Genomic DNA, 26,892 nt, shown 5'->3' on the forward strand with positions numbered 1-26,892 from the left:
GTGCGTACAGGCGGAGTTGGCGCAGGCGTTGGCCGACGTGGCGCCGCGCACGGCAGAGGTGCCGTTCTACTCGACGGTGACGGGCGGGCTGCTGGACACCTCTGGCTTGGACGGCGAGTACTGGTACCGCAACCTCCGTCAGACGGTGGAGTTCGAACAGGCCACCCGCGCCCTACTGGCCGATGGTTACCGGGCGTTCATCGAGTCCAGCCCGCACCCCGTACTCACCATGGCGGTAGGGGAGACCGACGCGGACGCGGTAGCGGTGGGCACGTTGCGCCGCGACGAGGGCGGCATGGAACGCCTCCTGTTGTCCCTGGGTGAGGCCTGGACCCATGGCGTGAACGTCGACTGGGCACCCGCCTTCGAAGGGACGGGCGCCCGCCGCGTCGAGTTGCCCACCTATGCCTTCCAACGCCAGCGCTACTGGATGGAGTCCGCACCCGCGCTCACCTCCGCAACGGACGGCCTCTGGACGGAACTCGAACTCCAGGACCCGGCCCGACTCTCGCAGACCCTTCAGGTCAGTCCGCAGGCCCTGGGTGAGGTGCTGCCCGCGCTGTCCGCGTGGCGGCAGGACCGGGAGCGCGGCCGACGCGTCGACTCCTGGCGGTACCGGGTGAGTTGGCGCCCGCTGTCCTTGCCCTCCGGTGCCGCGCTCACCGGTCGCTGGCTGGTGGTGTGCCCCGAGGGCGGCGGCGCGAGCGATGTCGTACGCGGTCTGGAGGCGGCGGGAGTCGACCTGTTGCCCGTCGTGACCGCCGAGGGTCCGGGCCAGAGCCGGGAATCGCTGGCGGCGGCGCTGGCCGAGGTCGCCGGGCAGCCGATGGCGGGGGTCCTGTCGCTGCTGGCGGCCGAGGAGCGCCCGCATCCCGGGCATCCCGATGTCCCCGGCGGCGTGGCGCTCACCCTGGCGCTGGTCCAGGCCCTGGGAGACACCGGAATCGACGCTCCCCTGTGGTGTGTGACCAGGGGTGCCGCCGTGGTCGGGGCGGGCGAGCCGCCGGGTGCCCCGGCCCAGGCCGCCGTGGCCGGTCTGGTCCGCAGCGCGGCGCTGGAACACCCGGACCGCTGGGGTGGACTGGTGGACCTGCCGGGGGAGTTGGACGAGCGTGCGGTGCGGCGGCTGTGCGCGGTGCTGGCCGGGGTGAGCGACGAGGACCAGGTCGCGGTGCGGTCCACCGGCGTCTACGGGCGGCGGCTCCAGGCCGCGTCGGCCAGGCGCACCGGATCGACTGACGGCTGGCGTCCGCGGGGCACGATCCTGGTCACGGGTGGGACCGGCGGGGTGGGCGCCCATGTGGCGCGCTGGCTGGCGGGGCAGGGTGCGGAGCACCTGCTGTTGGTCAGCCGCCGAGGAGCGAAGGCACCCGGCGCGGACGCGCTGCGGGCGGAACTCCTGGAGCTGGGCACGGCCGTGACGATCGCGGCCTGCGATGTCGCCGACCGGGACGAGGTGACGGAGCTGCTGGCCGCGCTACCGGCCGGGCAGCCGCTCACCGCCGTCATCCACGCGGCGGGCGTGCTCGATGACGGGGTGCTGGACGCGCTCACCCCCGAACGCCTGGCCACCTCGCTGCGCGCCAAGTTGACGGCCGCGCGCCATCTCGACGAGCTGACGCGGAATCAGGAGTTGTCCGTGTTCGTCGTCTTCACCTCGGTGATGGGTGTGACGGGCAGCGCCGGGCAGGGCAACTACGCCGCCGCCAACGCCGCGTTGGAGCAGTTGGTCGCCGTCCGCCGGGCCGCCGGGCTGCCCGCCACGGCCATCGCCTGGGGTGCGTGGGCGAGCGGCGAGGGCATGCTGGCGGACCGGGTGGCCGAGCGGCTGCGGGAACGCGGCCTGCCCTCGATGGCACCGGAGTCGGCTGTCACCGCCGTCGGCCGGGCGATCGAGGAGGACGACGAACTGCTGGTGGTCGCCGACGCCGACTGGCGGCGGTTCGCCGCATCGGCCGGGCTGCGCTCCACCGCGTTCTTCAGTGAACTGCCCGACTTCGAGGCCGTATCGGACCCCGGTGAACGGGCGGAGCAGGACGGGGAGTTGCGCGCGCGACTGGCCGGTCTGACCCGCTCCGACCAGGAGGCCTTCGTCACCGACCTGGTGCGCACCCAGGCGGCGGCCGTACTGCGTCATGGCACGGCGGACGCACTGCTGCCGGACCGGGCCTTCTCCGAGGCGGGCTTCGACTCGCTGACCGCCGTGGAGCTGCGCAACCGGCTCAGCGCCGCGACCGGCCTGCGGTTGCCCGCCACCGTACTCTTCGACCATCCGACACCGCGTGCTCTGGCCGGTCAACTCCTGGGGCGACTCGGAGGGTTCGAGGAGCCGGCGCAGGAGGAGAAGCAGGCGTCCGGGCCACGGACGGCGGATCGGCACAGCGAGCCCATCGCGATCGTCGGCATGGGCTGCCACTTCCCCGGTGGTGTCCAAAGCCCCGCCGATCTGTGGGAGTTGCTCGCCGATGGCCGGGACGCGGTGGGGGAGTGGCCGCTGGACCGGGGCTGGGACGTGGAGCGGCTGTACGACCCGGACCCCGACCGTCCCGGTACCACATACAGCCGGCAGGGCGGATTCCTGGACGACATCAGCGGTTTCGACGCGGAGTTCTTCGGGATCTCGCCGCGCGAGGCGCTGGCGATGGACCCGCAGCAGCGGCTGCTGCTGGAGACCGCCTGGGAGGCCGTGGAGAGCGCGGGGCAGGACCCCGCCGCACTGCGCGGTCGCCGGGTCGGGGTGTTCGTCGGCACCAACGGGCAGGACTACATCGGACTGTTGGGCCAGGCCGAGGGCGCCTCCGAGGGGCACTTCCTGACCGGCAACACGGCCAGCGTGCTCTCCGGACGCATCTCCTATGTGCTGGGCCTGGAAGGCTCCGCCCTCACGGTGGACACGGCCTGTTCGTCCTCGCTCGTCGCACTGGACCTGGCGGTCCAGGCGCTGCGGCGCGGTGACTGTGACCAGGCGTTCGCCGGGGGCGTCACGCTGATGAGCACCCCCAAGCTGTTCGTGGAGTTCAGCCGCCAGCGCGGCCTGGCCCCCGACGGCCGCTGCAAGGCCTTCGCAGCCGGGGCGGACGGCACCGGCTGGGGCGAGGGCGTCGGTGTGCTTCTGCTGGAACGGCTCTCCGACGCACAGGCCAACGGGCACCGGGTGCTCGCGGTGGTGCGGGGCAGCGCGGTCAACCAGGACGGCGCGAGCAACGGCCTGACCGCGCCCAACGGCCCCGCGCAGCAGCGGGTCATCCGGGCCGCCCTGGCCGACGCCGCACTCGACGCGGGCCAGGTGGACGCGGTGGAGGCGCATGGGACGGGCACCCGCCTGGGCGATCCGATAGAGGCCCAGGCGCTGCAGGCCGTCTACGGCGCCGGGCGTGCGGCCGATCCGCTGTGGCTGGGCTCGGTCAAGTCCAACATCGGGCACACCCAGGCCGCGGCCGGTGTGGCCGGGGTCATCAAGATGGTGCTGGCCCTCCAGGCCGGTGAACTGCCGCCCACCCTGCACATCGAGGAACCCAATCCGCATGTGGACTGGACCGATGGCGGGGTACGGCTGCTGACCGAGCGGCTCCCCTGGCCCCGTACGGGCGAGCCGCGCCGGGCGGGCGTGTCCTCATTCGGGATCAGCGGGACCAACGTCCATCTGATCCTGGAGCAAGCGCCGGAGACGCAGCCGTCCGTCAACTCCACATCGGATGGCAGGAGTTCGACGAAGGGCGTCGTCGCTCCGGTACTGCTGTCCGCCCGTACCGCGCCCGCGCTGCGGGCCCAGGCCGCGCGGCTCGGCTCCTACCTGGACGAGCACCCCAAGGGACTCGAACTCGCCGACCTGCGCTACTCGTTGGCCTCGGGACGGGCCGCGCTGGACCACCGGGCCGCGGTCCTCGGTACGGACCTGGAGTCCGTCCGGAACTCACTGCGGGCGCTGGCCGAGGGGCGGAGCAGCGGGCGGCTGATCAGCGGAGCAGCAGCCACGCCGCGTCGTACGGCCATGCTGTTCCCGGGACAGGGCAGTCAGCGTGCGGGCGCGGGCGCGCAACTGTACCGGGACGAACCGGTGTTCGCCGACGCCCTGGACGAGGTCCTCAGCCACCTCGGCCCCCATCTCGATCTGCCGCTGCGGGACGTGATGTTCGCCGCCCCCGGTGACCCCGAGGCGGACCTGCTGCAGCGGACCCGCTGCACCCAACCCGCCCTGTTCGCCCTGGAAGTGGCACTGTTCCGGCTGGCCGGGCACTGGGGCCTGCGCCCGGACCTGCTGCTGGGGCACTCGATCGGTGAGCTGGCCGCCGCCCATGTGGCGGGGGTGTTCGACCTCGCGGACGCCTGTGCGCTGGTGGCCGCGCGCGGCAGGCTGATGGACGCGCTGCCTCCGGGCGGGGCGATGACGGCCGTGGAGGCGACCGAGGAGGAGGTGCGCCAAGCGCTGACCGACGACGGCGGGGCTGCTATCGCCGCCGTCAACGGCCCGCGCTCCACCGTGCTTTCGGGCGACCGCGCAGCGGTGGCCGAGCTTGCCGAGGCCTTCGCGGCGCAGGGCCGCCGTACCAAGGACCTGGCCGTCAGCCACGCCTTCCACTCGGCGCGGATGGACGCCATGCTGGACGCCTTCCGGGACGTGGCCGAGGGACTGACGTACTCCGCGCCACGACTGACCGTGATCTCCAACCTGACCGGCGCGCCGGCCACGGCCGCCGAACTGTGCGACCCCGAGTACTGGGTCCGTCAGGTCAGGGGCACCGTACGCTTCCTGGACGGCGCCCTTCGACTGCGCGCCGAAGGGGTCACCGACTGCCTGGAGTTGGGCCCCGGCGGGCTGCTGTCCGGCCTGGTGCACGAGTGCCTGGCCGACGACCCCGGTGTCCGCGCCGTACCGATGCTGCGCGAAGGGCGCCCGGAGCCGGAGTCCGTCGGCGCCGCGCTGGCCGGACTGTATGTGCGCGGAGTCGCGGTCGACTGGTCGCCGGACTGGCAGGGCAGGTCCGTGCGCCGTCTCGAACTGCCCTCCTACCCCTTCCAGCACCAGCGGTTCTGGCCCGAGCCACAGTCCGCACCGACGGCACGGCTGCGCTACCGCGTCGACTGGCAGCCGGTCGTGCGGCAGCCCTCCACGGTGGCGCTGTCCTGCCGTTGGCTCCTGGTGGTGCCTGCCGAGCACACACACCACGCCACCGTCCGCGCTTGCGAGCAGGCGCTCGCCGAACACGGCGCCCAGGTGACCGTGATTCCCGTCGCGGCGGACGCGGAGCGGGCCGAACTGGCCGCACGGATGGGCGAGGAGGCCGCCGGGGTGCTGTCCCTCCTGGCCCTCGCCGACACCCCGCACCCCCGCCTCGCCTCGCTCGACTGCGGCCTGGCCACGACCCTGTTGCTCATCCAGGCACTGGGCGACGCCGGTTGCGACGCTCGCCTGTGGTGCGCCACCACCGGTGCCGTAGCCGAAGGCGACCTCGGCCCGGCTCACCCGGAGCAGGCATCCGTATGGGGCCTGGGGCGGGTGGCGGCGCTGGAACACCCGCACCGCTGGGGCGGACTGGTCGATCTGCCCGAGGAGTTGGACGCCGACGCGCGGCGTGCCCTGTGCGCCGTACTGTCCCAGCCCTGGGACGGCGACAGCCACGAGGACCAGGTGGCCGTACGCCCGACCGGCGTACTCGCCCGCAGGCTGCGCCGCACGCCCGAGCCGACCGCGCGGGAGGAACAGGCCTGGACACCGCGCGGCACGGTCCTGATCACCGGCGGCACCGGAGGGCTCGGCGCCCAGGTGGCGCGGCGGTTGGCCGAACAGGGCGCCGACCACCTGGTGTTGCTGAGCCGACGTGGGCCGGACGCGGACGGCGCGGCCCGGCTCCGCGAGGAGCTGACAGAGCTGGGCGTCCGCACCACCGTCCTGGCCTGCGACGTGGCCGACCGAAGCGAACTGGCCGCAGTGGTCGAGCAGTTGCGGGCCGATGGTGAGACCGTACGGACGGTCTTCCATGCCGCCGGGCTCACCTCCGACACCAGGATCGCGGAGTGCACCCTGGAGCGGTTGGCCGAGGAGACAGCGGCCAAACTGCTCGGCGCCGCTCACCTCGACGGGCTCTTCGCCGACCAGGAGTTGGACGCCTTCGTGTTCTTCTCGTCGGTCTCCGCCACCTGGGGCAGCGGCGGCCAGGGCAGCTACGCGGCGGCCAACGCCTACCTGGACGCGCTGGCCGAGCGGCGCCGCTCCCGCGGCCTGGCGGCCACCTCGATCGCCTGGGGGCCGTGGGCCGGGGCGGGCATGGCACAGGGCGCGGTCGGGGCGGAACTGCGCCGCCATGGGCTGATCCCCATGGCACCGGAGACAGCCCTGGCCGAACTCCAGGGCGCACTGGACCGCCGGGAGACCGGCATCGCGGTGGCGGACGTGGACTGGGCGACCTTCGCCCCCGCCTTCCGCTCCGGCCGCGACAGCGCCCTGCTGAGCGACCTTCCCGAGGCCTGTCCCGCCGAGCCCGCCCGCACGGGCGACCCGGACACCGGAACGGCCTGGCGCGACCGGCTGACCGGCCTGGCGGCGCCGGAGCGCCTGCGCCTCCTGACCGACCTCGTACGGACCGAGGCCGCGACCGTACTCGGCCATGAGTCGGCGCTCGCCGTGGAGGCCGAACGGCCGTTCAGGGAAGCCGGGTTCGACTCGCTCACCGCGATCGAGCTGCGCAACCGGCTGACCGAGGCCACCGGGGTGGCGCTGCCCGCCACCGCCGTCTTCGACCACCCGACCGCCGCCGACCTGGCAGGGCAGTTGCTGGCCGAGCTGACCGGCACCGGTCCCGGCACCGTCGAGGCGGCACCCGCCGCGGCGACGGCACCCGATGCCGAGCCACTGGCCGTCGTCGCCATGGCCTGCCGCTTCCCGGGCGGCGTGCACACCCCCGACGACCTGTGGCGGTTGGTGGCCGACGAGGTGGACGCCATCGGCGAGATGCCCGCCGACCGAGGCTGGCCGCTGGAGGAGCTGTACCACCCCGACGCCGAGCACGAGGGCACCTGCTACACCCGGGCCGGCGGATTCCTCGACGGCGCGGGGGAGTTCGACGCGGAGTTCTTCGGGATCTCGCCCCGTGAGGCGCTGGCCATGGACCCGCAGCAACGGCTGCTGCTGGAAGCCTCCTGGGAAGTGCTCGAACGCGCGTGCATCGATCCGCAGTCGGTCCGTGGCAGTCAGGGCGGTGTCTACTTCGGCGTGGCGGGCCAGGGCTACGGCACGGGTCCCCAGGACGGCACCGCGGATGTGGAAGGGCATCTGCTGGGCGGCACCGTGACCAGCGTGGCCTCCGGCCGGGTCGCCTACACCCTGGGCCTGCAGGGCCCCGCCGTCACCGTGGAGACCGCCTGCTCCTCCTCGCTGGTGGCGCTGCACCTGGCCGGGCAGGCACTGCGCGCCGGTGAGTGCTCCTTCGCCCTCGTGGGCGGCGCCGCCGTGATGGCCACCCCGGACCTGTTCGTGGAGTTCAGCCGTCAGCGCGGGCTGTCCACCGACGGCCGGTGCCGCTCCTTCGCCGACGCCGCGGACGGCACCGGCTGGGGCGAGGGAGCCGGGGTGCTGCTGGTGGAGCGGCTCTCCGACGCCCGCGCCCAGGGGCATCCGGTGCTGGCGTTGGTGCGGGGGACCGCGGTCAACCAGGACGGCGCCAGCAACGGTCTCACCGCCCCCAACGGACCCGCCCAACAGCGCGTCATCCGCCAGGCGTTGGCCAACGCGGGGGTGGAAGCCGCCGACGTCGACCTGGTGGAGGCGCATGGCACCGGCACCACCCTCGGCGACCCGATCGAGGCGCAGGCCGTGCTGGCCACCTATGGGCAGGGCCGCCCCGAGGACCGGCCGTTGTGGCTGGGGTCGCTGAAGTCCAACATCGGTCACACCCAGGCGGCGGCGGGCGTCGCCGGAGTCATCAAGACGGTCCTGGCCCTGCGCCATCGGACCCTGCCCCGCACCCTCCACGTGGACCAGCCCTCCACCCGGGTCGACTGGTCGGCGGGCACCGTGCGGCTGCTCACCGAGGCCCGGCCCTGGCAGGACCCGGGCCGCCCGCGCCGGGCCGGGGTCTCCGCGTTCGGCATGAGCGGCACCAACGCCCACGCCGTACTGGAGGAAGCGCCCGCCGACGCCCACGCCGTACGGGAGGAGACGCCCGCCGACGCCCACGCCGCTACGGGGGAGATGCCCGTCGATGCCCCGGCCACCGAGCCCGGCACGGAGCCGACGACGGCGACGTCTCGTACCGTGTGCTGGCCACTGTCCGCCAAGTCGCAAGGCGCGCTACGGGACCAGGCCCGCCGTCTGCGGGACCATCTGCGGGCCCACCCCGAGGCGCGGCCCGCGGACATCGCCCACGCCCTGGCTGCCACCCGGTCGTCCTTCGCCCACCGGACGGTGATCGTCGGAACAGACCGTAACCACCTGCTCGACGCCCTGGCCGACGTGGCACAGGCGGCCCCCACCCCGTGCGCGGTGGACGGCCGGGCCCACGACGGCCGGACGGTGTTCGTGTTCCCCGGGCAGGGGTCGCAGTGGGTGGGGATGGCGACCGGGTTGCTGGGTGAGTCGGTGGTGTTCGCGGAGCGGCTGGCTGAGTGTGAGCGGGCGTTGGCGCCGTATGTGGACTGGTCGTTGACGGCGGTGTTGCGGGGTGAGGAGGGTGCGCCGTCGTTGGAGCGGGTGGATGTGGTGCAGCCCGCGTTGTTCGCGGTGATGGTGTCGCTTGCGGCGTTGTGGCGTTCGTACGGTGTGGAGCCGGACGCGGTGGTGGGGCACTCGCAGGGTGAGATCGCCGCGGCCTGTGTGGCGGGCGCTCTCTCCTTGGACGACGCGGCGAAGATCGTCGCCCTGCGCAGCCGGGCCCTGGCCGCGCTGGCCGGACGGGGCGGCATGGTGTCCCTCGCGGTCTCCGAGGAACGGGCCCGGGAACTGCTGCTGCCCCATGGCGAGCGGATCGGTGTGGCCGCGATCAACGGCCCCGAGGCCGTGGTGGTCGCCGGTACCCCCGAGGAGCTGACGGCGCTGCTGGACGACTGCGCCCGCCAGGGCATACGGGCCAGGCGGATCCCGGTCGACTACGCCGCCCACTCCGCGCAGGTGGCCGAGATCGGCGCCGAACTGCGCACCGCGCTGGCCGGGATACGGCCCCGCCCCGCGAAGACCCCGCTGTACTCCACGGTCACCGGGGAGCTGCTGGACGGTGCCGTGCTGAGCGGTGACTACTGGTACCGCAACCTGCGGGAGCCGGTGGAGTTCGCCGCCGCCACCCGCACCCTGCTGGACGCGGGCCATGACCTGTTCATCGAGGTGAGCCCCCACCCCGTACTGCTCCCCGCGGTCGAGCACACCGCCGAGTCGGCCGGTCGGCCGGTGGCCGGTGTGGGCACCCTGCGCCGCGAGGACGGCGGAACGGACCGGATCGCCGCCGCCCTGGCCCAGGCGTGGGCGTACGGCGCCACGGTGGACTGGAACGCCCTCCTGCCCGAGCCTGTACGCCGGGTGACGCTGCCGACCTACGCGTTCCAGCGTCGGCGCTACTGGCTGCCCACACCCGGCCGTTACGGCACCACGACCCCGGTGGCCCTGGACCGCTCCCCGACACCGCAGGCCGAGCCCGAGGCCCAACAAGCCGATGGACTGGCCGCGTTGACGGAACCGGACCGGCGCCGGGCGGTGCTCGACCTGGTGGTCGGCCACGCGGCGGCGATCCTGGGCCATACGGGCCCCGCGGCGGTGGACGCCGAACGCGCCTTCAGCGAGGCGGGGTTCGACTCGATGCTCGCGGTGAAGTACCGCAACCGGCTGAGCGAAGCCCTCGGGATGCCGATACCGCCCACCGCGGTCTTCGACCATCCCACGCCGGCCGCGCTCGCCGCGCACCTGTCCACGGTGCTGGGCGAGGCCACCTCGCCCACGGTGCCGGTCCTGGCCGAACTCGACCGGCTGGCCGACACGTTGGCCGCCCTGTCGCCCGACCCGTCAGGAACCGACGAGATCGGCGCCCGGCTGCAGATCCTGCTGCGCGGATGGACCGAGCGCACCGGACAGGGCGGCGACACCAAGGACGGCTCCGCGCTCGACTCGGCCACCGCCGACGAGCTGTTCGAACTCCTCGACAACGACTTCGGAATGGCCTGAGGGAGAACGGGAACAGATGCCGGACAACGACAAGCTCCTCGACTACCTCAGGCGCGCCACCGCGGACCTGGGCGAGGCCAAGCGACGGCTGCGCGAGGCGGAGGACGCCCAGCACGACCCGATCGCGATCGTCGCCATGGGCTGCCGCTACCCCGGCGGCGCCGACACCCCCGAACGACTGTGGGAGTTGGTGGCCCGGGGCACCGACGCCATCACCGAGTGGCCCGCCGACCGGGGCTGGGACACCGAGGCGCTCTACGACCCCGACCCCGACCGCGTCGGCACCTCCTACACCCGGCACGGCGGATTCCTCGCCGACGCCGCCGAGTTCGACGCCGGGTTCTTCGGTATCTCCCCGCGCGAGGCCCTGGCCACCGACCCGCAGCAGCGCTTGGTGCTGGAGACCGCCTGGGAGACCGTGGAGCGGGCCGCCATCGACCCGACGTCCCTGCGCGGCAGCAGGACCGGTGTCTTCATCGGCGCCATCGACAACGACTACGGCCACGAGTCCCGCCATCTCCCCGACCTCCAGGGCCTGTTGGAGACCGGAACGGCCACCAGTGTGGTCTCCGGGCGCATCTCCTACACCCTCGGCCTGGAGGGCCCCGCCGTCACGGTGAACACCGCGTGCTCCTCCTCCCTCGTGGCACTGCACCTGGCCATCCGCTCGCTGCGCAGCGGGGAGTGCTCACTGGCGCTGGCCGGCGGGGTGGCGGTGCTGTCCACCCCGGACGCGTTCGTCGCCTTCAGCAGGCAGCGGGCGCTGGCCGAGGACGGCCGCTGCAAGGCGTTCTCGGCCGCCGCCGACGGGACCGGCTGGTCCGAGGGCGTGGGTCTGCTGCTGCTGGAACGGCTCTCGGACGCCGAGGCCAACGGCCACCAGGTGCTCGCCGTGATCCGGGGCTCGGCGGTCAACCAGGACGGTGCCAGCAACGGCCTGACCGCCCCCAACGGCCCTTCCCAGCAACGGGTGATCACCGAAGCGCTGGCCGACTCGCGGCTGCTGCCCGGAGACATCGACGCGGTGGAGGCGCACGGCACCGGCACCCGGCTCGGCGACCCGATCGAGGCACAGGCCCTGCTGGCCACCTACGGTCAAGGTCGCCCCGAGGACCGGCCGTTGTGGCTGGGGTCGCTGAAGTCCAACATCGGCCACACCTCGGCCGCCGCGGGCGTCGGTGGTGTCATCAAGATGGTGATGGCCCTGCGCCAGGGCGAGTTGCCGCCCACCCTGCACGTGGACGAGCCGTCCCCGTTCGTCGACTGGTCCACCGGCGCCGTACGGCTGCTGACCGAGAGCCGCCCCTGGGCGCAGGGCGACCGGCCGCGCCGGGCGGGAGTCTCCGCCTTCGGCGTCAGCGGCACCAACGCCCACCTGATCCTCGAACAGGCCCCCACCGCCCAGCCCGCCCCCGAGCCCGGCCCCACGCCCGCCGTAAGCCCCCTGCCCTGGGTGCTCTCCGCGCGGACGGCACCCGCACTGCGGGAACAGGCCCGCCGACTGCTCGACCACCTGGCCGCCCACCCCGAACCGGGCCCCGGCGCGGTGGGCCGTGCCCTGGCCACCGGCCGCGCGGCCTTCGAACACCGCGCGGTCGTCGTCGCGGACGACCGTACGGGCTTCACCGAGGGACTGGAGGCGCTCGCCCACGGCACCGCCGCGCCCGGCCTGGTCCAGGGCACCACCGGCACCAAGGGCCGGACGGTGTTCGTGTTCCCCGGGCAGGGGTCGCAGTGGGTGGGGATGGCGACCGGGTTGCTGGGTGAGTCGGTGGTGTTCGCGGAGCGGCTGGCTGAGTGTGAGCGGGCGTTGGCGCCGTATGTGGACTGGTCGTTGACGGCGGTGTTGCGGGGTGAGGAGGGTGCGCCGTCGTTGGAGCGGGTGGATGTGGTGCAGCCCGCGTTGTTCGCGGTGATGGTGTCGCTTGCGGCGTTGTGGCGTTCGTACGGTGTGGAGCCGGACGCGGTGGTGGGGCACTCGCAGGGTGAGATCGCCGCGGCCTGTGTGGCGGGCGCTCTCTCCTTGGACGACGCGGCGAAGATCGTCGCCCTGCGCAGCCGCGCCCTGGCCGCGCTGGCCGGACGGGGCGGCATGGCCTCCGTACCGCTCCCCGCCGACGCACTGGAACACCGCCTGGAGCGCTGGGCACAGCGGCTGTCCGTCGCGGCGGTCAACGGCCCCGCGTCCACCGTGCTGGCCGGCGACCCCGAAGCGATCGAGGGGATCGTCTCCGACCTGCTGGCCGAGGACGTACAGGCGCGGGTCATCGCCGTCGACTACGCCTCCCACTCCGCCCAAGTGGAGGAGATACGCGAGGAGTTGGACACGGCCCTGGCCATGATCACGCCCGCCACCGGGGACATCGCCCTGATGTCCACCGTGGACGCCGCCTGGCTGGACACCGCCACCATGGACGCCGGGTACTGGTACCGCAACCTGCGCCACACGGTGCGCTTCGAGGAGGCCATCACCGAACTCCTCGCCCAGGGCCACACGTTCTTCGTCGAGATCAGCGCCCACCCCGTACTCACCGTCGGCGTGGAGCAGACCGCCGAGGCCGCCGGGGGACAGGCGGCGGTGCTGGGCACCCTCCGCCGGGACCAGGGCGGGCTCGACCGGTTCCTGCTGTCCCTGGGCCAAGCCCACGTCCAAGGCCTGTCACCGGACTGGGCCGCGCTGTTCGCCGGGCACCCCGACGAGCGCGTCGCCCTGCCCACGTACCCCTTCCAACGCCGCTCCTACTGGCTGGAGTCCGGCGGGAGCACGTCCCGCGCGAGCGAGACCCCCCTCGACCCGGTCGAGGACCGGTTCTGGGAGGCCGTACGCGCCGGGAACCTGCCGGAGCTGACCGCCACCCTGGGCGTCGCACCCGAGGACCCGCTCAGCGCCGTCCTGCCCGCCCTGGCGGCCTGGCGGGAACGGCGCGGCGAACTGGCCACCGTCGACTCCTGGCGCTACCGGCTCGACTGGCGGGCGCTGGCCGACGGCGCGACGGCCGAACTGTCCGGCACCTGGCTGGTGTTGCTGCCCGCCCCGCTGAGCGAGGACGAGACGTCCCGGTTCTGTCTGCACGCCCTCGACCGCGCGGGAGCCGACGTCCGTCCCGTCGTCCTCGACGGGACGGAGGTCGAACGGCAGCCGCTCGCCGAGCAGTTGCGGCAGATCCTGGCCGACGCCACCGAGCCCGTCACCGGAGTGCTCTCCCTGCTGGGCCGCGACGAACGGCCACACCCCCGCCACCCTTCCGTGCCCACCGGCGCCGCCGCGCATCTGACGCTGGTCCAGGCCCTGGGCGACGCCGAGGTGGACGCACCCCTGTGGTGGGCGACACAGGGCGCGGTCAGCGTCGGCCGGGCCGACACACCCGCCCGGCCCGCCCAGAACCTCACCTGGGGGCTCGGCCGGGTGGCCGCCCTGGAGTACCCCCAGCGCTGGGGCGGGCTCGTCGACCTGCCCGAGGCGCTCGACACGCGGGCCGAGGCACGGTTGTGCCGGGTGCTCGCCGGACTGGGCGACGAGGACCAACTGGCCCTCCGGTCCACCGGCATACACGGCCGCCGACTCGTCAGGGCCGCACTCGGCGACCGCCCGCCCCGGCGCGCGTGGAACCCGCGCGGCACCACCCTGATCACCGGCGGTACCGGCGGCCTGGGCGCATACATCGCCCGCTGGCTGGCCCGCGAAGGGGCCGAGGACCTGGTACTGGTCAGCCGCAGCGGTCCCGAAGCCCCCGGAGCCGACGAACTGACCGCCGAACTCACCTCGTCGGGCGCCAGGGTCACCATCGCCGCCTGCGACGTCGCCGACCGCGAGGCCCTGGCCGCACTGGTCGACGGGCTGGCGCGCGACGGCCGCGAGATCCGGTCCGTGATGCACGCCGCGGGTGCCGGATCACTGGTGGCACTCGCCGACACCGACCTGGACGAATTCGCCGACACCCTCTACGCCAAGGTCGGCGGCGCGCAGCACCTGGACGCCGTCTTCGACCGCGACTCGCTCGACTCCTTCGTCCTGTTCTCCTCCATCTCCGGAGTGTGGGGCAGCGCCATCCACGGCGCCTACGCCGCGGCCAACGCCTACCTGGACGCCCTGGCCGAGAACCGCCGGGCCCGCGGCCTGGCCGCCACCTCGGTGGTGTGGGGCATCTGGAGCCCGGAGAACGGCGCCGGAATGGCCGCCCACCTCGTAGAGAAGCAACTGCGCGCCCAGGGCGTGGTGTTCATGCCGCCCGCCACCTGTGTCACCGCGCTGCGCCAGGTCCTGGAGCAGGACGAGACCCTGGTCATGGTCGCGGACATCGACTGGAGCCGCTTCGCCACCGTCTTCACCACCAGCCGCCCCAGCCCACTGATCGGTGAACTGCCCGAGGTACGCCAGGCGTTGGCCCCCGAACCCGTCACCCCGGGCACCGAGGACGACTCGCCCTCCTCGGCCCTGCGCGAGCGGCTGCGTCCCCTGGCCGAGCCCGAACGCGACCGCGTGCTGACCGAGCTGATCCGGACCGAGGCCGCCGCGGTGCTCGGTCATGACACCCCGGACGAGATCCAACCCGACCGCGCCTTCCGTGAGTTGGGCTTCGACTCGCTGACCGCCGTGGAGATGCGCAACCGGCTCAACACGGCCACCGGGCTCCACCTGCCGGTCACCGTCGTCTTCGACTACTCCTCGGCCGCCGCGCTGGCCCTGCACCTGCGCACCGAACTGCTCGGCGACGCCACGGCGGAAGCAGTCGCCGCACCGGTAGCGGCGGCCACCGACGACGACCCCGTCGTCATCGTCTCGATGAGCTGCCGCTACCCCGGCGGCGTCAGCACCCCCGAGGAGCTGTGGGAGCTGGTCGCCGAGGGCCGCGACGCGGTCGCCGAACTCCCGGCGGACCGCGGCTGGGACCTGGCCCGCCTCTACGACGCCGACCCCGACCGGCCCGGCACGAGCTATGCGGGAGCGGGCGGCTTCGTCTACGAGGCGGGCCGGTTCGACGCCGCCTTCTTCGGCATCTCGCCCCGCGAGGCCCTCGCGATGGACCCCCAGCAGCGACTGCTCCTGGAGACCGCGTGGGAAGCGCTCGAACGGGCCGGGATCGACCCGGCCGCCCAACGGGGCAGCCGCACCGGGGTGTTCGCCGGAGCGGCCTACCAGGGCTACGGCGGCAGCATGGACGAGGTGCCCGAGGAACTCGAAGGGCTCTTCGTAGCGGGCATCTCCACCAGCGTGCTCTCCGGCCGGGTGGCCTACACCCTGGGCCTGGAAGGCCCCGCCGTCACCGTGGACACCGCCTGCTCCTCCTCGCTCGTCGCCATCCATCTGGCCGCCCAGGCGCTGCGCCGGGGCGAGTGCACCCTGGCCCTGGCCGGCGGCGCCACGGTGATCGGCTCGCCGCTGACCTTCACCGGATTCAGCCGCCAGCGCGGCCTCGCGGCGGACGGCCGCTGCAAGTCCTTCGCCGCAGCCGCCGACGGCTTCGGCATGGCCGAGGGCGTGGGACTGCTCGTACTGGAACGCCTCTCCGACGCCCGCCGAGGCGGCCACCCGGTCCTGGCCGTACTGCGCGGCTCCGCCGTCAACCAGGACGGCGCCAGCAACGGCCTCACCGCGCCCAGCGGCCTCGCCCAGCGACGAGTGATCACCGAGGCCCTCGCCGACGCCGGACTGAGCGGCGCGGACGTGGACGCGGTGGAGGCGCACGGCACCGGCACCCGGCTCGGCGACCCCATCGAGGCCCAGGCGCTGCTGGCCACCTACGGTCAACAGCGGCCCGAGGAACGGCCGTTGCTGCTCGGCTCGCTCAAGTCCAACATCGGGCACAGCCAGGCCGCGGCCGGTGTGGCCGGAGTCATCAAGATGGTGCTGGCCATGCGGCACGGCACCCTCCCCGCCACCTTGCACGTGGACGCACCCACCCCCCATGTGGACTGGTCCCAGGGCGCGGCCCGGCTGTTGACCGAGGCCGCCCCCTGGCCCGAGACCGGACGGCCCAAGCGCGCCGGGATCTCCTCCTTCGGCCTGAGCGGGACCAACGCCCACCTCATCGTCGAGGAACCGCCCGCCGCCCCGGAGCCCACCACCCTCCCCGACGCTTCGGACACCGTGGTGCCCTGGACCCTGTCCGGCCGCACCGCCGACGCCCTGCGCGAGCAGGCCACCCGGCTGCGCGACCACCTGACCCGCCACCCGCACCTGCGGCCCGCCGACATCGGCTACTCGCTCGCCACCACCCGCACCGCCTTCGAGCACCGGGCCGTGGTGACCGGCGCGGACCAGGACACCCTGCGCGCCGGACTGGACGCGCTGATCGCGGGCGCCACCGCGCCCTCCCTGGTCCAGGGCACGGCGAGCCGAGAAGGCCGGGCCGTGTTCGTCTTCCCCGGCCAGGGCTCGCAGTGGAGCGGCATGGCCGGACGACTCCTGGACGACTCACCGGTCTTCGCCGAGTACATCGCCGCCTGCGCCGAGGCACTCGCCCCGTACACCGGCTGGTCCCTGCTGGACGTCCTGCACGAGGCGCCCGGCGCACCCCCGCTCGACCGGGTCGACGTCGTCCAGCCGGTGCTGTTCGCGGTGATGGTCTCGCTGGCCGCGCTGTGGCGCTCGGCCGGTGTCGAACCCGCCGCCGTCATCGGCCACAGCCAGGGCGAGATCGCCGCCGCCTGTGTGGCCGGCGCTCTCACCCTCGAGGACGCCGCCAAGGTGGTGGCCCTGCGCAGCAAGGCGCTGGCCGCGCTCAGCGGGCAGGGCGGCATGCTCTACGTGCCGCGCCCGGCCGAGGAGGTCGCCGAGCGGCTGACCGAGTGGCCGGACCGACTCGACATCGCCGCCGTCAACGGCCCGTCCACCGTCACGGTCTCCGGCGACCCGGCGGCCCTGGCCGAACTGCACGAGCGCCTCGCCGACGACGGAGTGCTCTGCTGGCCCATCCCCGGCGTCGACTTCGCCGGGCACTCACCCCAAGTGGAGCTGATCCGCGAGGAGTTGCTGAGCCTGCTGGCCGAGGTCCGGCCGACCGCGGCCGGAATTCCCTTCTACTCGACGGTGACCGGCGGAATGCTGGACACCACCGCGATGGACGCCGAGTACTGGTACCGCAACCTGCGCCGACCGGTGGAGTTCCACCAGGCCGTCACCGCCGCGATCGCCGACGGGCACCGGCTGTTCGTCGAGTCCAGCACCCACCCTGCGCTCACCGTCTGGCTCCAGGAGAGCGTCGAGGCCGCCGGGGGCGACGGCGGCGTGGTGGCCACCCTGCGCCGGGACGAGGGCGGCCGGGAACGATGGCTCACCGCGCTGGCCGAACTCCACGTCCTCGGCCAGTCGGTGGACTGGGAAGCCGTCTTCGACGGAACGGGCGCACAGCGCGGCGAACTGCCCACCTACGCCTTCCAGCGCCAGTGGTACTGGCTGGAGCCGCAGCGGCGGACCGAGGGGGCCGCCGACGGCCCGGCCGTCGCCGACGAACGGTTCTGGGCGGCCGTCGAGGAACGGGACGCCGAGGCGCTCGCCGACGCCCTGGACCTCGACGACCCACCCCTGCGCACCTCACTCGCCACGGTCATGCCCGCGCTCGCCGACTGGCGGAGCGAGCACCGTAACCGCTCCACCGTGGACAGTTGGCGCTACCGGGTCACCTGGCGGGCCCTGCCCGCGCAAGCGGCCCCCCGGCTCTCCGGCACCTGGTGGGTGCTGGTGCCCGCGGGCACCGCCGAGGACCCGGCCACCGACGCCTGCCTGCGGGCGCTGCGCGACCACGGCGCCCACGCGGTACTCATCGAGGCCGGTGACGGCGACCGGGCAGCGGACCGCGCCCACCTCGCCGCACGCCTGCCCGCCGACGCCCCGGACGGCGTGCTCTCGCTGCTGGCAGGCGCGCCGCAGGGCCTCGCCGCGACCCTGGCCCTCGTACAAGCGCTGGGGGACGCCGGGGTGGACGCGCCGCTGTGGTGCCTGACCCGAGGCGCCGTCTCGGTGGGCCGCTCGGACCGGCTGACCGACCCGGCCCAGTCCCAGGTATGGGGATTCGGCACCGTCGCGGCGGTGGAGTACCCGCAGCGCTGGGCAGGACTCGTCGACCTGCCCGAGCGGCTGGACGAGCGCGTGCCCGCCCGGCTGGCCGGCGTCCTCGCCGACCCCGCGGGCGAGGACCAGTTGGCCGTCCGCGCCTCGGGCGTCTTCGGCCGCCGCCTGGCCCACGCCGACCCCGCCGCCCGGCGCACCGGTCAGGGCTGGACGCCCGACGGCACCGTGCTGATCACCGGAGGCACCGGCGCGCTCGCCGCCCATGTCGCCCACTGGCTCGCCGACCGCGGCGCCCGCCATCTGCTGCTCGTCAGCCGACGCGGACCCGACGCACCCGGAGCCGCCGAACTCACCGCCCACCTCGAGGAGTCGGGCGCCGAGGTCACCATCGCCGCCTGCGACGTCGCCGACCGCGAGGCCCTCGCCGAACTGCTCGGCACGATCCCGGCCGACCGCCCCCTGCGCGCCGTGATCCACACGGCCGGGGTCCTGGACGACGGCGTCATCGACACCCTCACCCCCGAGCGCCTCGCCACCGTGCTGCGCCCCAAGGCGGACGCCGCCCGCAACCTCCACGACCTCACCCGCGACGCGGACCTCACCGCCTTCGTGATGTTCTCCTCCCTCGCCGGAACCCTCGGCGGCACCGGGCAGGGCAGCTACGCGGCGGCCAACGCCTACCTCGACGCCCTGGCCCAGCACCGCCGCGACCATGGGCTGCCCGCCACCTCGGTGGCCTGGGGGCTGTGGGGCGGCCGGAGCCGGGCCGCGGACGTCGCCGAGCGTCTGGTGCGCGACGGACTGCCCGCCATGGACCCCGAACTCGCCGTCGAGGCCCTCCAGCAGGCCCTGGACGGAGACGAAACCCGGCTGATCGTCGCCGACTTCGCCTGGGACCGCTTCGTACGGGCCTACACCGCCCTGCGGCCGAGCCCCGCCATCGGCGATCTGCCCGAGGCACGACGCGAGGCGGCGGCGGCCGACCGGGCGGACGGCACCACCGGTCGCGGAGCGCTCGCCGAACGGCTGGCCCCGCTGCCCGAGGAGGAGCGCGAGCGGGAACTCGTCGACCTGGTCCGTACCGAGGTGGCCGCCGTACTCGGCCACGCCGACCCCGAGGCGATCGAACCCGGCCGGGTCTTCAAGGACATCGGCTTCGACTCGCTGACCGCCGTGGAACTGCGCAGCCGGCTGGCCGAGGCCACCGGGCTGCGGCTCTCCGTCACCCTGGTCTTCGACCACCCCACCACCACCGCACTCGTGGCCCACCTGCGCGAGGAACTCCTCGGGCACCTGCAGACCACCGCCCCGAGCGCCACCGCCACACCCCGGACACGGAACGACGATGACGACGATCCCATCGCCATCGTCTCCATGAGCTGCCGCTACCCGGGCGGGGCGACCACCCCCGAGGAACTGTGGCGGCTGCTGACCGAACGCACCGACGCCATCGGCGAGTTCCCCCAGGACCGAGGCTGGGACCTGGCAGGGCTCTACGACCCCGACCCCGAGCGCGCGGGGAAGACGTATGTGCGCGAGGGCGGCTTCCTCTACGACGCCCACCACTTCGACCCCGCCTTCTTCGGGATCTCCCCCCGCGAGGCCCTCACCATCGACCCCCAGCAGCGGCTGCTGCTGGAGATCTGCTGGGAGGCCGTCGAGCGCGCGGGCATCGACCCGCTCTCCCTCAAGGGCGGCGACGGCGGCGTCTTCGTGGGCTCCAGCTACCGCGACTACGGATCCCGGATCACCGAACCCTCCGAGGAGTTCGAGGGCTACCTGGGCATCGGCAGCGCGGGCAGCGTGGCCTCCGGTCGTATCGCCTACACCTTCGGCCTGGAGGGCCCGGCCGTCACGGTGGACACCGCCTGCTCCTCCTCCCTGGTGGCCATGCACATGGCCGCGCAGGCGCTGCGCTCCGGCGAGTGCTCGCTGGCCCTGGCCGCGGGCGTGACCGTCATGGCCACGCCCGGCGCGTTCATCGAGTTCGGCCGCCAGCGCGGCCTGGCGCCGGACGGCCGCTGCAAGCCCTTCGCGGCTGCCGCCGACGGCACCGCCTGGGCCGAGGGCGCCGGCGTCGTCCTCCTGGAACGCCTCTCCGACGCCCGCCGCAACGGGCACCCGGTCCTGGCCGTACTGCGCGGCTCCGCCGTCAACCAGGACGGCGCCAGCAACGGCCTCACCGCCCCCAACGGCCCCTCCCAGCAGCGGGTCATCCGCCAAGCCCTCGCCGACGCCGGGATCGGCCCCGCGGACGTGGACGCGGTGGAGGCGCACGGCACCGGCACCCGGCTCGGCGACCCCATCGAGGCCCAGGCGCTGCTGGCCACATACGGTCAACAGCGGCCCGAGGAACGGCCGTTGCTGCTCGGCTCGCTGAAGTCCAACATCGGGCACAGCCAGGCCGCCGCCGGTGTGGCCGGAGTCATCAAGATGGTGCTGGCCATGCGGCACGGCACCCTCCCGGCGACCCTCCACGTGGACGAGCCGACCCCGTACGTCGACTGGTCCACAGGCGCCGTGCGACTGCTGACCGAGGCCGTGCCCTGGCCCGAGACAGGAGGGCCCCGGCGCGCCGGAATCTCCTCCTTCGGCGTCAGCGGCACCAACGCCCACCTGATCGTGGAACACGTCCCCGAGCCCGACCGGACACCCGACACCGCCCCGAGCGCCCCCGGCGCCGTACTGCCCTGGCTGCTGTCCGCCCGCGACGCGGACGCCCTGCGCGACCAGGCTCAGCGGCTGCTGGCCCACCTGACGGAGCACCCCGAGCCGGACACCGCCGCCCTCGGCCACGCCCTGGCCACCACCCGCAGCGCCTTCGAACACCGTGCCGCACTCATCGGCACGGACCGCGAGGAGCTGCTGGCCGCGCTCACCGCGCTCGCCCGCGACGAGGACGCCCCCGCACTCGTACGGGGCACGACCCGCACCGCGGGGAAGACGGCCTTCCTCTTCCCCGGACAGGGCAGCCAACGCCTCGGCATGGGCCGCGAGTTGTACCAGCGCTTCCCCGTCTTCGCGGACGCCTTCGACGCGGTCTGCGCCGAGCTGGACCCGCTGCTCGACCGCCCCCTGCGCGAGGTGATCAACACCGCCGCGGACAGCGCGGACGCCGCCGACCTCGACCTGACGGCCTTCACCCAGCCCGCCCTCTTCGCCATCGGCGTCGCCCTGTTCCGGCTCGTGGAATCGTACGGAGTCCGGCCGGACCTGGTGATGGGCCACTCCATCGGAGAACTGGCCGCCGCCCACGTCGCCGGAGTGCTCTCACTGCCCGACGCCGCCGCGCTGGTGGCCGCCCGCGGCCGGCTGATGCAGTCCATGCCGACCGGCGGAGCCATGGTCGCGCTGACCGTCTCCGAAGCCGAACTGCTGCCCCGACTCGAAGGCAGGGAGGGCGAGTTGGTCATCGCCGCGGTCAACGGCCCGGCCGCCACGGTGATCTCCGGCGACCAGGACGCGGTCGAGGAACTCGCCGACCACTGGAAGGCCCAGGGCCGCAAGGCCACGCGACTACGGGTCAGCCACGCCTTCCACTCCCCGCACATGGACGGCATGCTGGCCGAGTTCCGCAAGATCGCCGGAGAACTCACCTACCACGAACCGCACATCCCCGTCGTCTCCAACCTCACCGGAGCCGTGGCCGACGCCGAGACACTGTGCTCGCCGGAGTACTGGGTCGACCAAGTACGGGGCACCGTGCGCTTCCTCGACGGCATGCGCGGCCTGCGCGAAGCGGGCGTCACCACCTGCCTGGAACTGGGCCCCGACGGCGCGCTGACCGCCCTGGGACAGGAGTGCCTGCCCCAACAGGACGTGACCCTGGTGCCGTTGCTGCGCAAGAACACCGGCGAGGCCGCGTCGCTGACCCGCGCCCTCGCCCAACTCCACGTGCAGGGAGCCGAAGTGGACTGGTCGGCGCTCTTCACCGCCCGCCCGGCGCTGCCGCCGACACTGCCGACCTACCCCTTCCAGCGCCACCGCTACTGGCTCGACCCCACCCCCGCCCGCGGCGACATGTCCGCCGCCGGACTCGTGCAGACCGGCCACCCGCTGCTGGGCGCCGGCTGCCCGCTCGCCGACTCCGACGGCCACCTGTTCACCAGCAGGCTGTCCGTGCACACCCACCCCTGGCTCGCCGACCACGCCGTCTTCGGCGGGGCGATCCTCCCCGCCACTGCCTTCCTGGAACTGGCCGTCCGCACAGGCGACCAGGTCGGCTGCGGGCAGATCGACGAACTCACGCTGCAGGCACCCCTGATACTGCCGCCCGACGGCGCGGTCGTCCTCCAACTCGCCCTCGGAGCCGCCGACGAACAAGGCGCCCGCACCCTGGACGTCTACTCCCGCCCCGAGGACGCCACCGACGACCCCTGGACCCGCCACGCCACCGGCCGACTGCTCCCGGCCGGACAGGACACGTCCCCGCAGGACACCTCCCCGGAGGACACCGCGGACCTGACCGTCTGGCCGCCCGCCGGAGCCGAACCACTCCAGGTGGCCGGACTCTACGAGCGGCTGGCCGCCGGAGGCTTCGCCTACGGCCCCACGTTCCAGGGCCTGCGCGCGGCCTGGCGGCTCGGCGAGGACATCTACGCCGAGGCCGCCCTGCCCGAGGAACAGCGCGCCGAAGCGGCCCGGTTCGGACTGCACCCCGCCCTGCTGGACAGCGTCCTGCACTCGCTGGTCTTCGGCGTCCTGGAGGGCAGCGACCAGGGCTGGCTGCCCTTCGCCTGGAACGGCGTACGCCTGCACGCCTCGGGCGCGTCCACGGTACGGCTGCGGATGCGCCCCGCCGGACGAGACGCGGTCACCCTGCAACTGGTCGACACCACCGGGCAGTTGGTGGCCACGGTCGAGTCCCTGACACTGCGCCCGGTCTCGGCCGACCAGGTGAGCGTCTCCCGTACCGGCGCCCACCAGGAGCTCTACCACCTGCAATGGCCCGAACTGCCCCAGCCCGCCCCCGCCACCACCCAGGACTGGGCGGTCCTCGGCGAAGAGACACCCCCCTGGGCACCACCGGCCACCACCGCCCACACCGACCTGACCGCACTGCGCGCCGCCCTCGACGCGGGCGCCTCCGTACCCGGCACGGTGCTCGCCGACTTCACCCCCGCCACCCTGGCCCCCGGCAGCCTGCCCGAACAGGTGCACACGGCCACCGGACGGGCCCTGCGTCTGGTGCAGGAGTGGCTCACCGACGAGCGGTTCACCCGGTCGACCCTGACCCTGGTGACCTCCGGGGCGGTCCCGGCCACCGGCGACGACCTGACGGACCCGGCACACGCCGCCGTATGGGGCATGCTCCGCTCGGCACAGACCGAACACCCCGACCGGTTCGTCCTCGTCGACCTCGACTCCGACGAGCGTTCGAAAGCCCTCCTCAGCGCCGCGGCGAACTGCGGCGAACCCCAACTCGCCCTGCGTGGAGGGCACGTCCAGGCCGCCCGCCTGAACCGGGTGCCCCGCTCGGTGCCCGAACGCACCCGCGGCTGGACGCCCGACGGCACCGTACTGATCACCGGCGGCACCGGGGCCATCGGGGCCCTCACCGCCCGCCACCTCGTCGCCGAACACGGCGTACGACACCTGCTGTTGACCAGCCGAAGCGGCCCGACCGCCGAGGGAGCCGCCGAACTCCTTCAAGGCCTGGAGGAGTTGGGCGCCCAGGCCGAGATCGTCGCCTGCGACGCCGCCGACCGCGAAGCGCTCTCCGCCCTGCTGGCCTCGATCGACCCCGACCACCCGCTGACCGCCGTGGTGCACTCGGCGGGCATCATCGCCGACGGCGTCATCGCCGATATGACCCCCGACCGACTCGACCGCGTCCTACGGGCCAAGGTCGACGCCGCCGTCAACCTCCATGAGCTGACCGCCGGAGCGAACCTGTCCGAGTTCATCGTGTACTCCTCCATCGCCGGTGTCTTCGGCGGCATGGGACAGGCGAACTACGCGGCGGCCAACGCCTTCCTGGACGCCCTGGCCCACCACCGCCGCGCCCAAGGCCTGCCCGGCACCTCACTGGCCTGGGGCCTGTGGGCCACCGGCGCGGGCATGACCGGCCACCTGGACGCGGCCGACCTGGCCCGCATCGCCCGCGGCGGCATCATCGCCTTCACCCCCGACGAAGGCCTCGCCCTCTTCGACACGGCCACCGGTCTCGATACCCCCGCCCTGCTCCCGCTGCGCCTGGACACCACCGCCCTGCGCGCCCAGACCACCGCCGGAGGCGTGCCCGCCTTCCTGCGCAGCCTCGTACGGACCCCCGTCCGACGCCAGGCCAACGGCGACGCACCCGGCCCCGACGCGGCGGCCGAACTGCGCCGACGCCTGGGCACACTGTCCGAGCCGCAACGCCACCGGACCCTGCTGGACCTGGTCCGCTCGCACGCGGCCCTGGTCCTGGGCTTCACCGGCCCCACCGCCGTCGACGCCGAACGCGGACTGCTGGACCTGGGCTTCGACTCGCTCACCGCGGTCGAACTGCGCAACCGCCTGCGCGCCGCCACCGGCCTGCGACTCCCGGCCACCCTGCTCTTCGACTACCCGACGTCCACCGCGCTCGCCCGGCACCTGGCCGAGGAGATCACCCCCGAGCCCGGCACCGACGCCCTGCCCGCACTGACCGAACTCGACCGGCTGGCCGAGGCGGCACAGGACGACGCACTCGACGACACCGTCCGCGCCACCCTCGCCGACCGACTGCAAGAACTCCTGGAACGTCTGCGCCCGGCCCCCGCCACAGCCGAGGACGACGGAATCGGCGAGCGGATGGACTCCGCCACCGACGACGAACTCTTCGACTTCATCGACAACGAACTCGGAACAGCGTGACGCCGCCCGGCAGCAACCCGACCCCGCGCCCCCAGGTGACCAAGAACGGTGAGCGAACGGTGAATGACGACAAGCTCCGCGACTACCTCAAACGAGTGACCACCGATCTGCACCAGACCAAGCGCCGCCTCAGCGAGGCGGAGGCCAAGAACCGGGAACCGATCGCCATCGTCTCGATGAGCTGCCGTTACCCCGGCGGCGTGCGCTCACCGGAAGACCTGTGGCGGCTGGTCTCCTCGGGCACCGACGCCATCACCCCGTTCCCCGCGGACCGCGGCTGGGACCTGGACACCCTGCACGACCCCGACCAGCAGCGGCCCGGCACCACCTACGCGGCCCAGGGCGGCTTCCTGACCGACGTCGGCCACTTCGACGCGGGCTTCTTCGGCATCTCACCCCGCGAAGCCCTGGCCATGGACCCCCAGCAGCGGCTGCTCCTCGAAACCACCTGGGAGGCCTTCGAACGGGCCGGGATCGACCCCACCACGCTGCGCGGCAGCCGCACCGGCGTGTTCGCCGGAGTGATGTACCAGGACTACGCCGTCCGGCTGCGCAACGTCCCCGACGACATCCAGGGCTACCTCGGCAACGGCGCCTCCGACAGCGTGGCCTCCGGCCGCATCTCCTACCTCTTCGGCCTTGAGGGCCCCGCCGTCTCGGTGGACACGGCCTGCTCCTCCTCGCTGGTCGCCATCCACCTCGCCTGCCAGGCACTACGGCAGTCCGAGTGCACCATGGCGCTGGCCGGCGGCGCCATGGTGATGTCCACCCCCGTCCCCTTCGTGGAGATGAGCCGCCAGAACGGGCTCGCCCGGGACGGCCGCTGCAAGTCCTTCTCGGCACGGGCGGACGGCACCGGCTGGGGCGAGGGCGTGGGGCTGCTCCTGCTCGAACGGCTGTCGGACGCCCGACGCCACGGGCATCCGGTCCTGGCCGTGGTGCGGGGCAGCGCCATCAACCAGGACGGCGCCAGCAGCCGCCTGACCGCCCCCAACGGCCCGGCCCAGCAACGAGTGATCCGGCAGGCCCTGGCCGGCGCCCGGCTCACGACCGCCGACATCGACGTGGTGGAGGCCCATGGCACCGGCACGCCGCTCGGCGACCCCATCGAGGCCCAGTCCCTGCTGGCCACCTACGGACGGGAACGCCCGGCCGAACAGCCGCTGCTGCTCGGCTCGTTGAAGTCCAACATCGGTCACACCCAGGCCGCCGCCGGGGTCGGCGGTGTGATCAAGATGGTGATGGCGATGCGGCACGGAGTGGTGCCGCGCACCCTGCACGCCGAGGACCCTTCCCCGCAGGTCGACTGGGAATCCGGCAGCGTACGCCTCGTCACCGAGGAACAGCCGTGGCCGGACACCGGACGCCCCCGGCGGGCCGCCGTCTCCTCCTTCGGAGTCAGCGGCACCAATGGCCACGTCGTGCTCGAACAGGCCGAACCGGCCGAGGAATCCACCCCCGCGGACCGCCCTACCGAGACCGGCGGGACGGTGCCCTGGGTGCTGTCGGCCAGGACGGCGGACGCGCTGCGGGCCCAGGCACAACGCCTGCTGGACGCCGGAATCGGCGACGCCCGCCCGGCCGACGTGGGCCACTCCCTGGCCACCACCCGCGCCCGACTGGAACACCGTGCGGTGCTGGTGGCCGCCGAACCGCAGGACTTCCAGGCGCATTTGACGGCACTGGCATCCGGCACCGCCGCTCCCGGAGTGGTCAGCGGTACGGCCGGTACCGGGGGCGAAGTGGTCTTCGTCTTCCCTGGGCAGGGGTCGCAGTGGGTGGGGATGGCGCGGGAGTTGCTGGAGTCCTCGCAGGTGTTCCGGGACCGGATGCGCGCCTGCGCCGATGCGTTGGCGCCTCATGTGGAGTGGTCGTTGCTGGATGTGGTGCGCAACGA

General features: G+C 73.7%; 3 protein-coding genes. All 3 read left to right on the forward strand.

Features of this window, described 5'->3' with window-relative positions:
- The coding region (locus tag NGF19_RS29070; RefSeq protein ID WP_252428703.1) for a type I polyketide synthase at positions 1 to 10,144 on the forward strand (10,144 nt) is incomplete at its 5' end.
- A gap of 16 nt (positions 10,145 to 10,160) precedes the next feature.
- Positions 10,161 to 24,995, forward strand: coding sequence for a type I polyketide synthase (locus NGF19_RS29075; protein WP_252428705.1), 14,835 nt, complete (start codon positions 10,161 to 10,163; stop codon positions 24,993 to 24,995).
- Positions 24,996 to 25,054: 59 nt separating this feature from the next.
- The coding region (locus NGF19_RS29080) for a type I polyketide synthase (protein WP_252428707.1) at positions 25,055 to 26,892 on the forward strand (1,838 nt) is incomplete at its 3' end.

The sequence above is a fragment of the Streptomyces macrolidinus genome (assembly GCF_023887685.1).
GTDB classification, from domain to species: domain Bacteria; phylum Actinomycetota; class Actinomycetes; order Streptomycetales; family Streptomycetaceae; genus Streptomyces; species Streptomyces macrolidinus.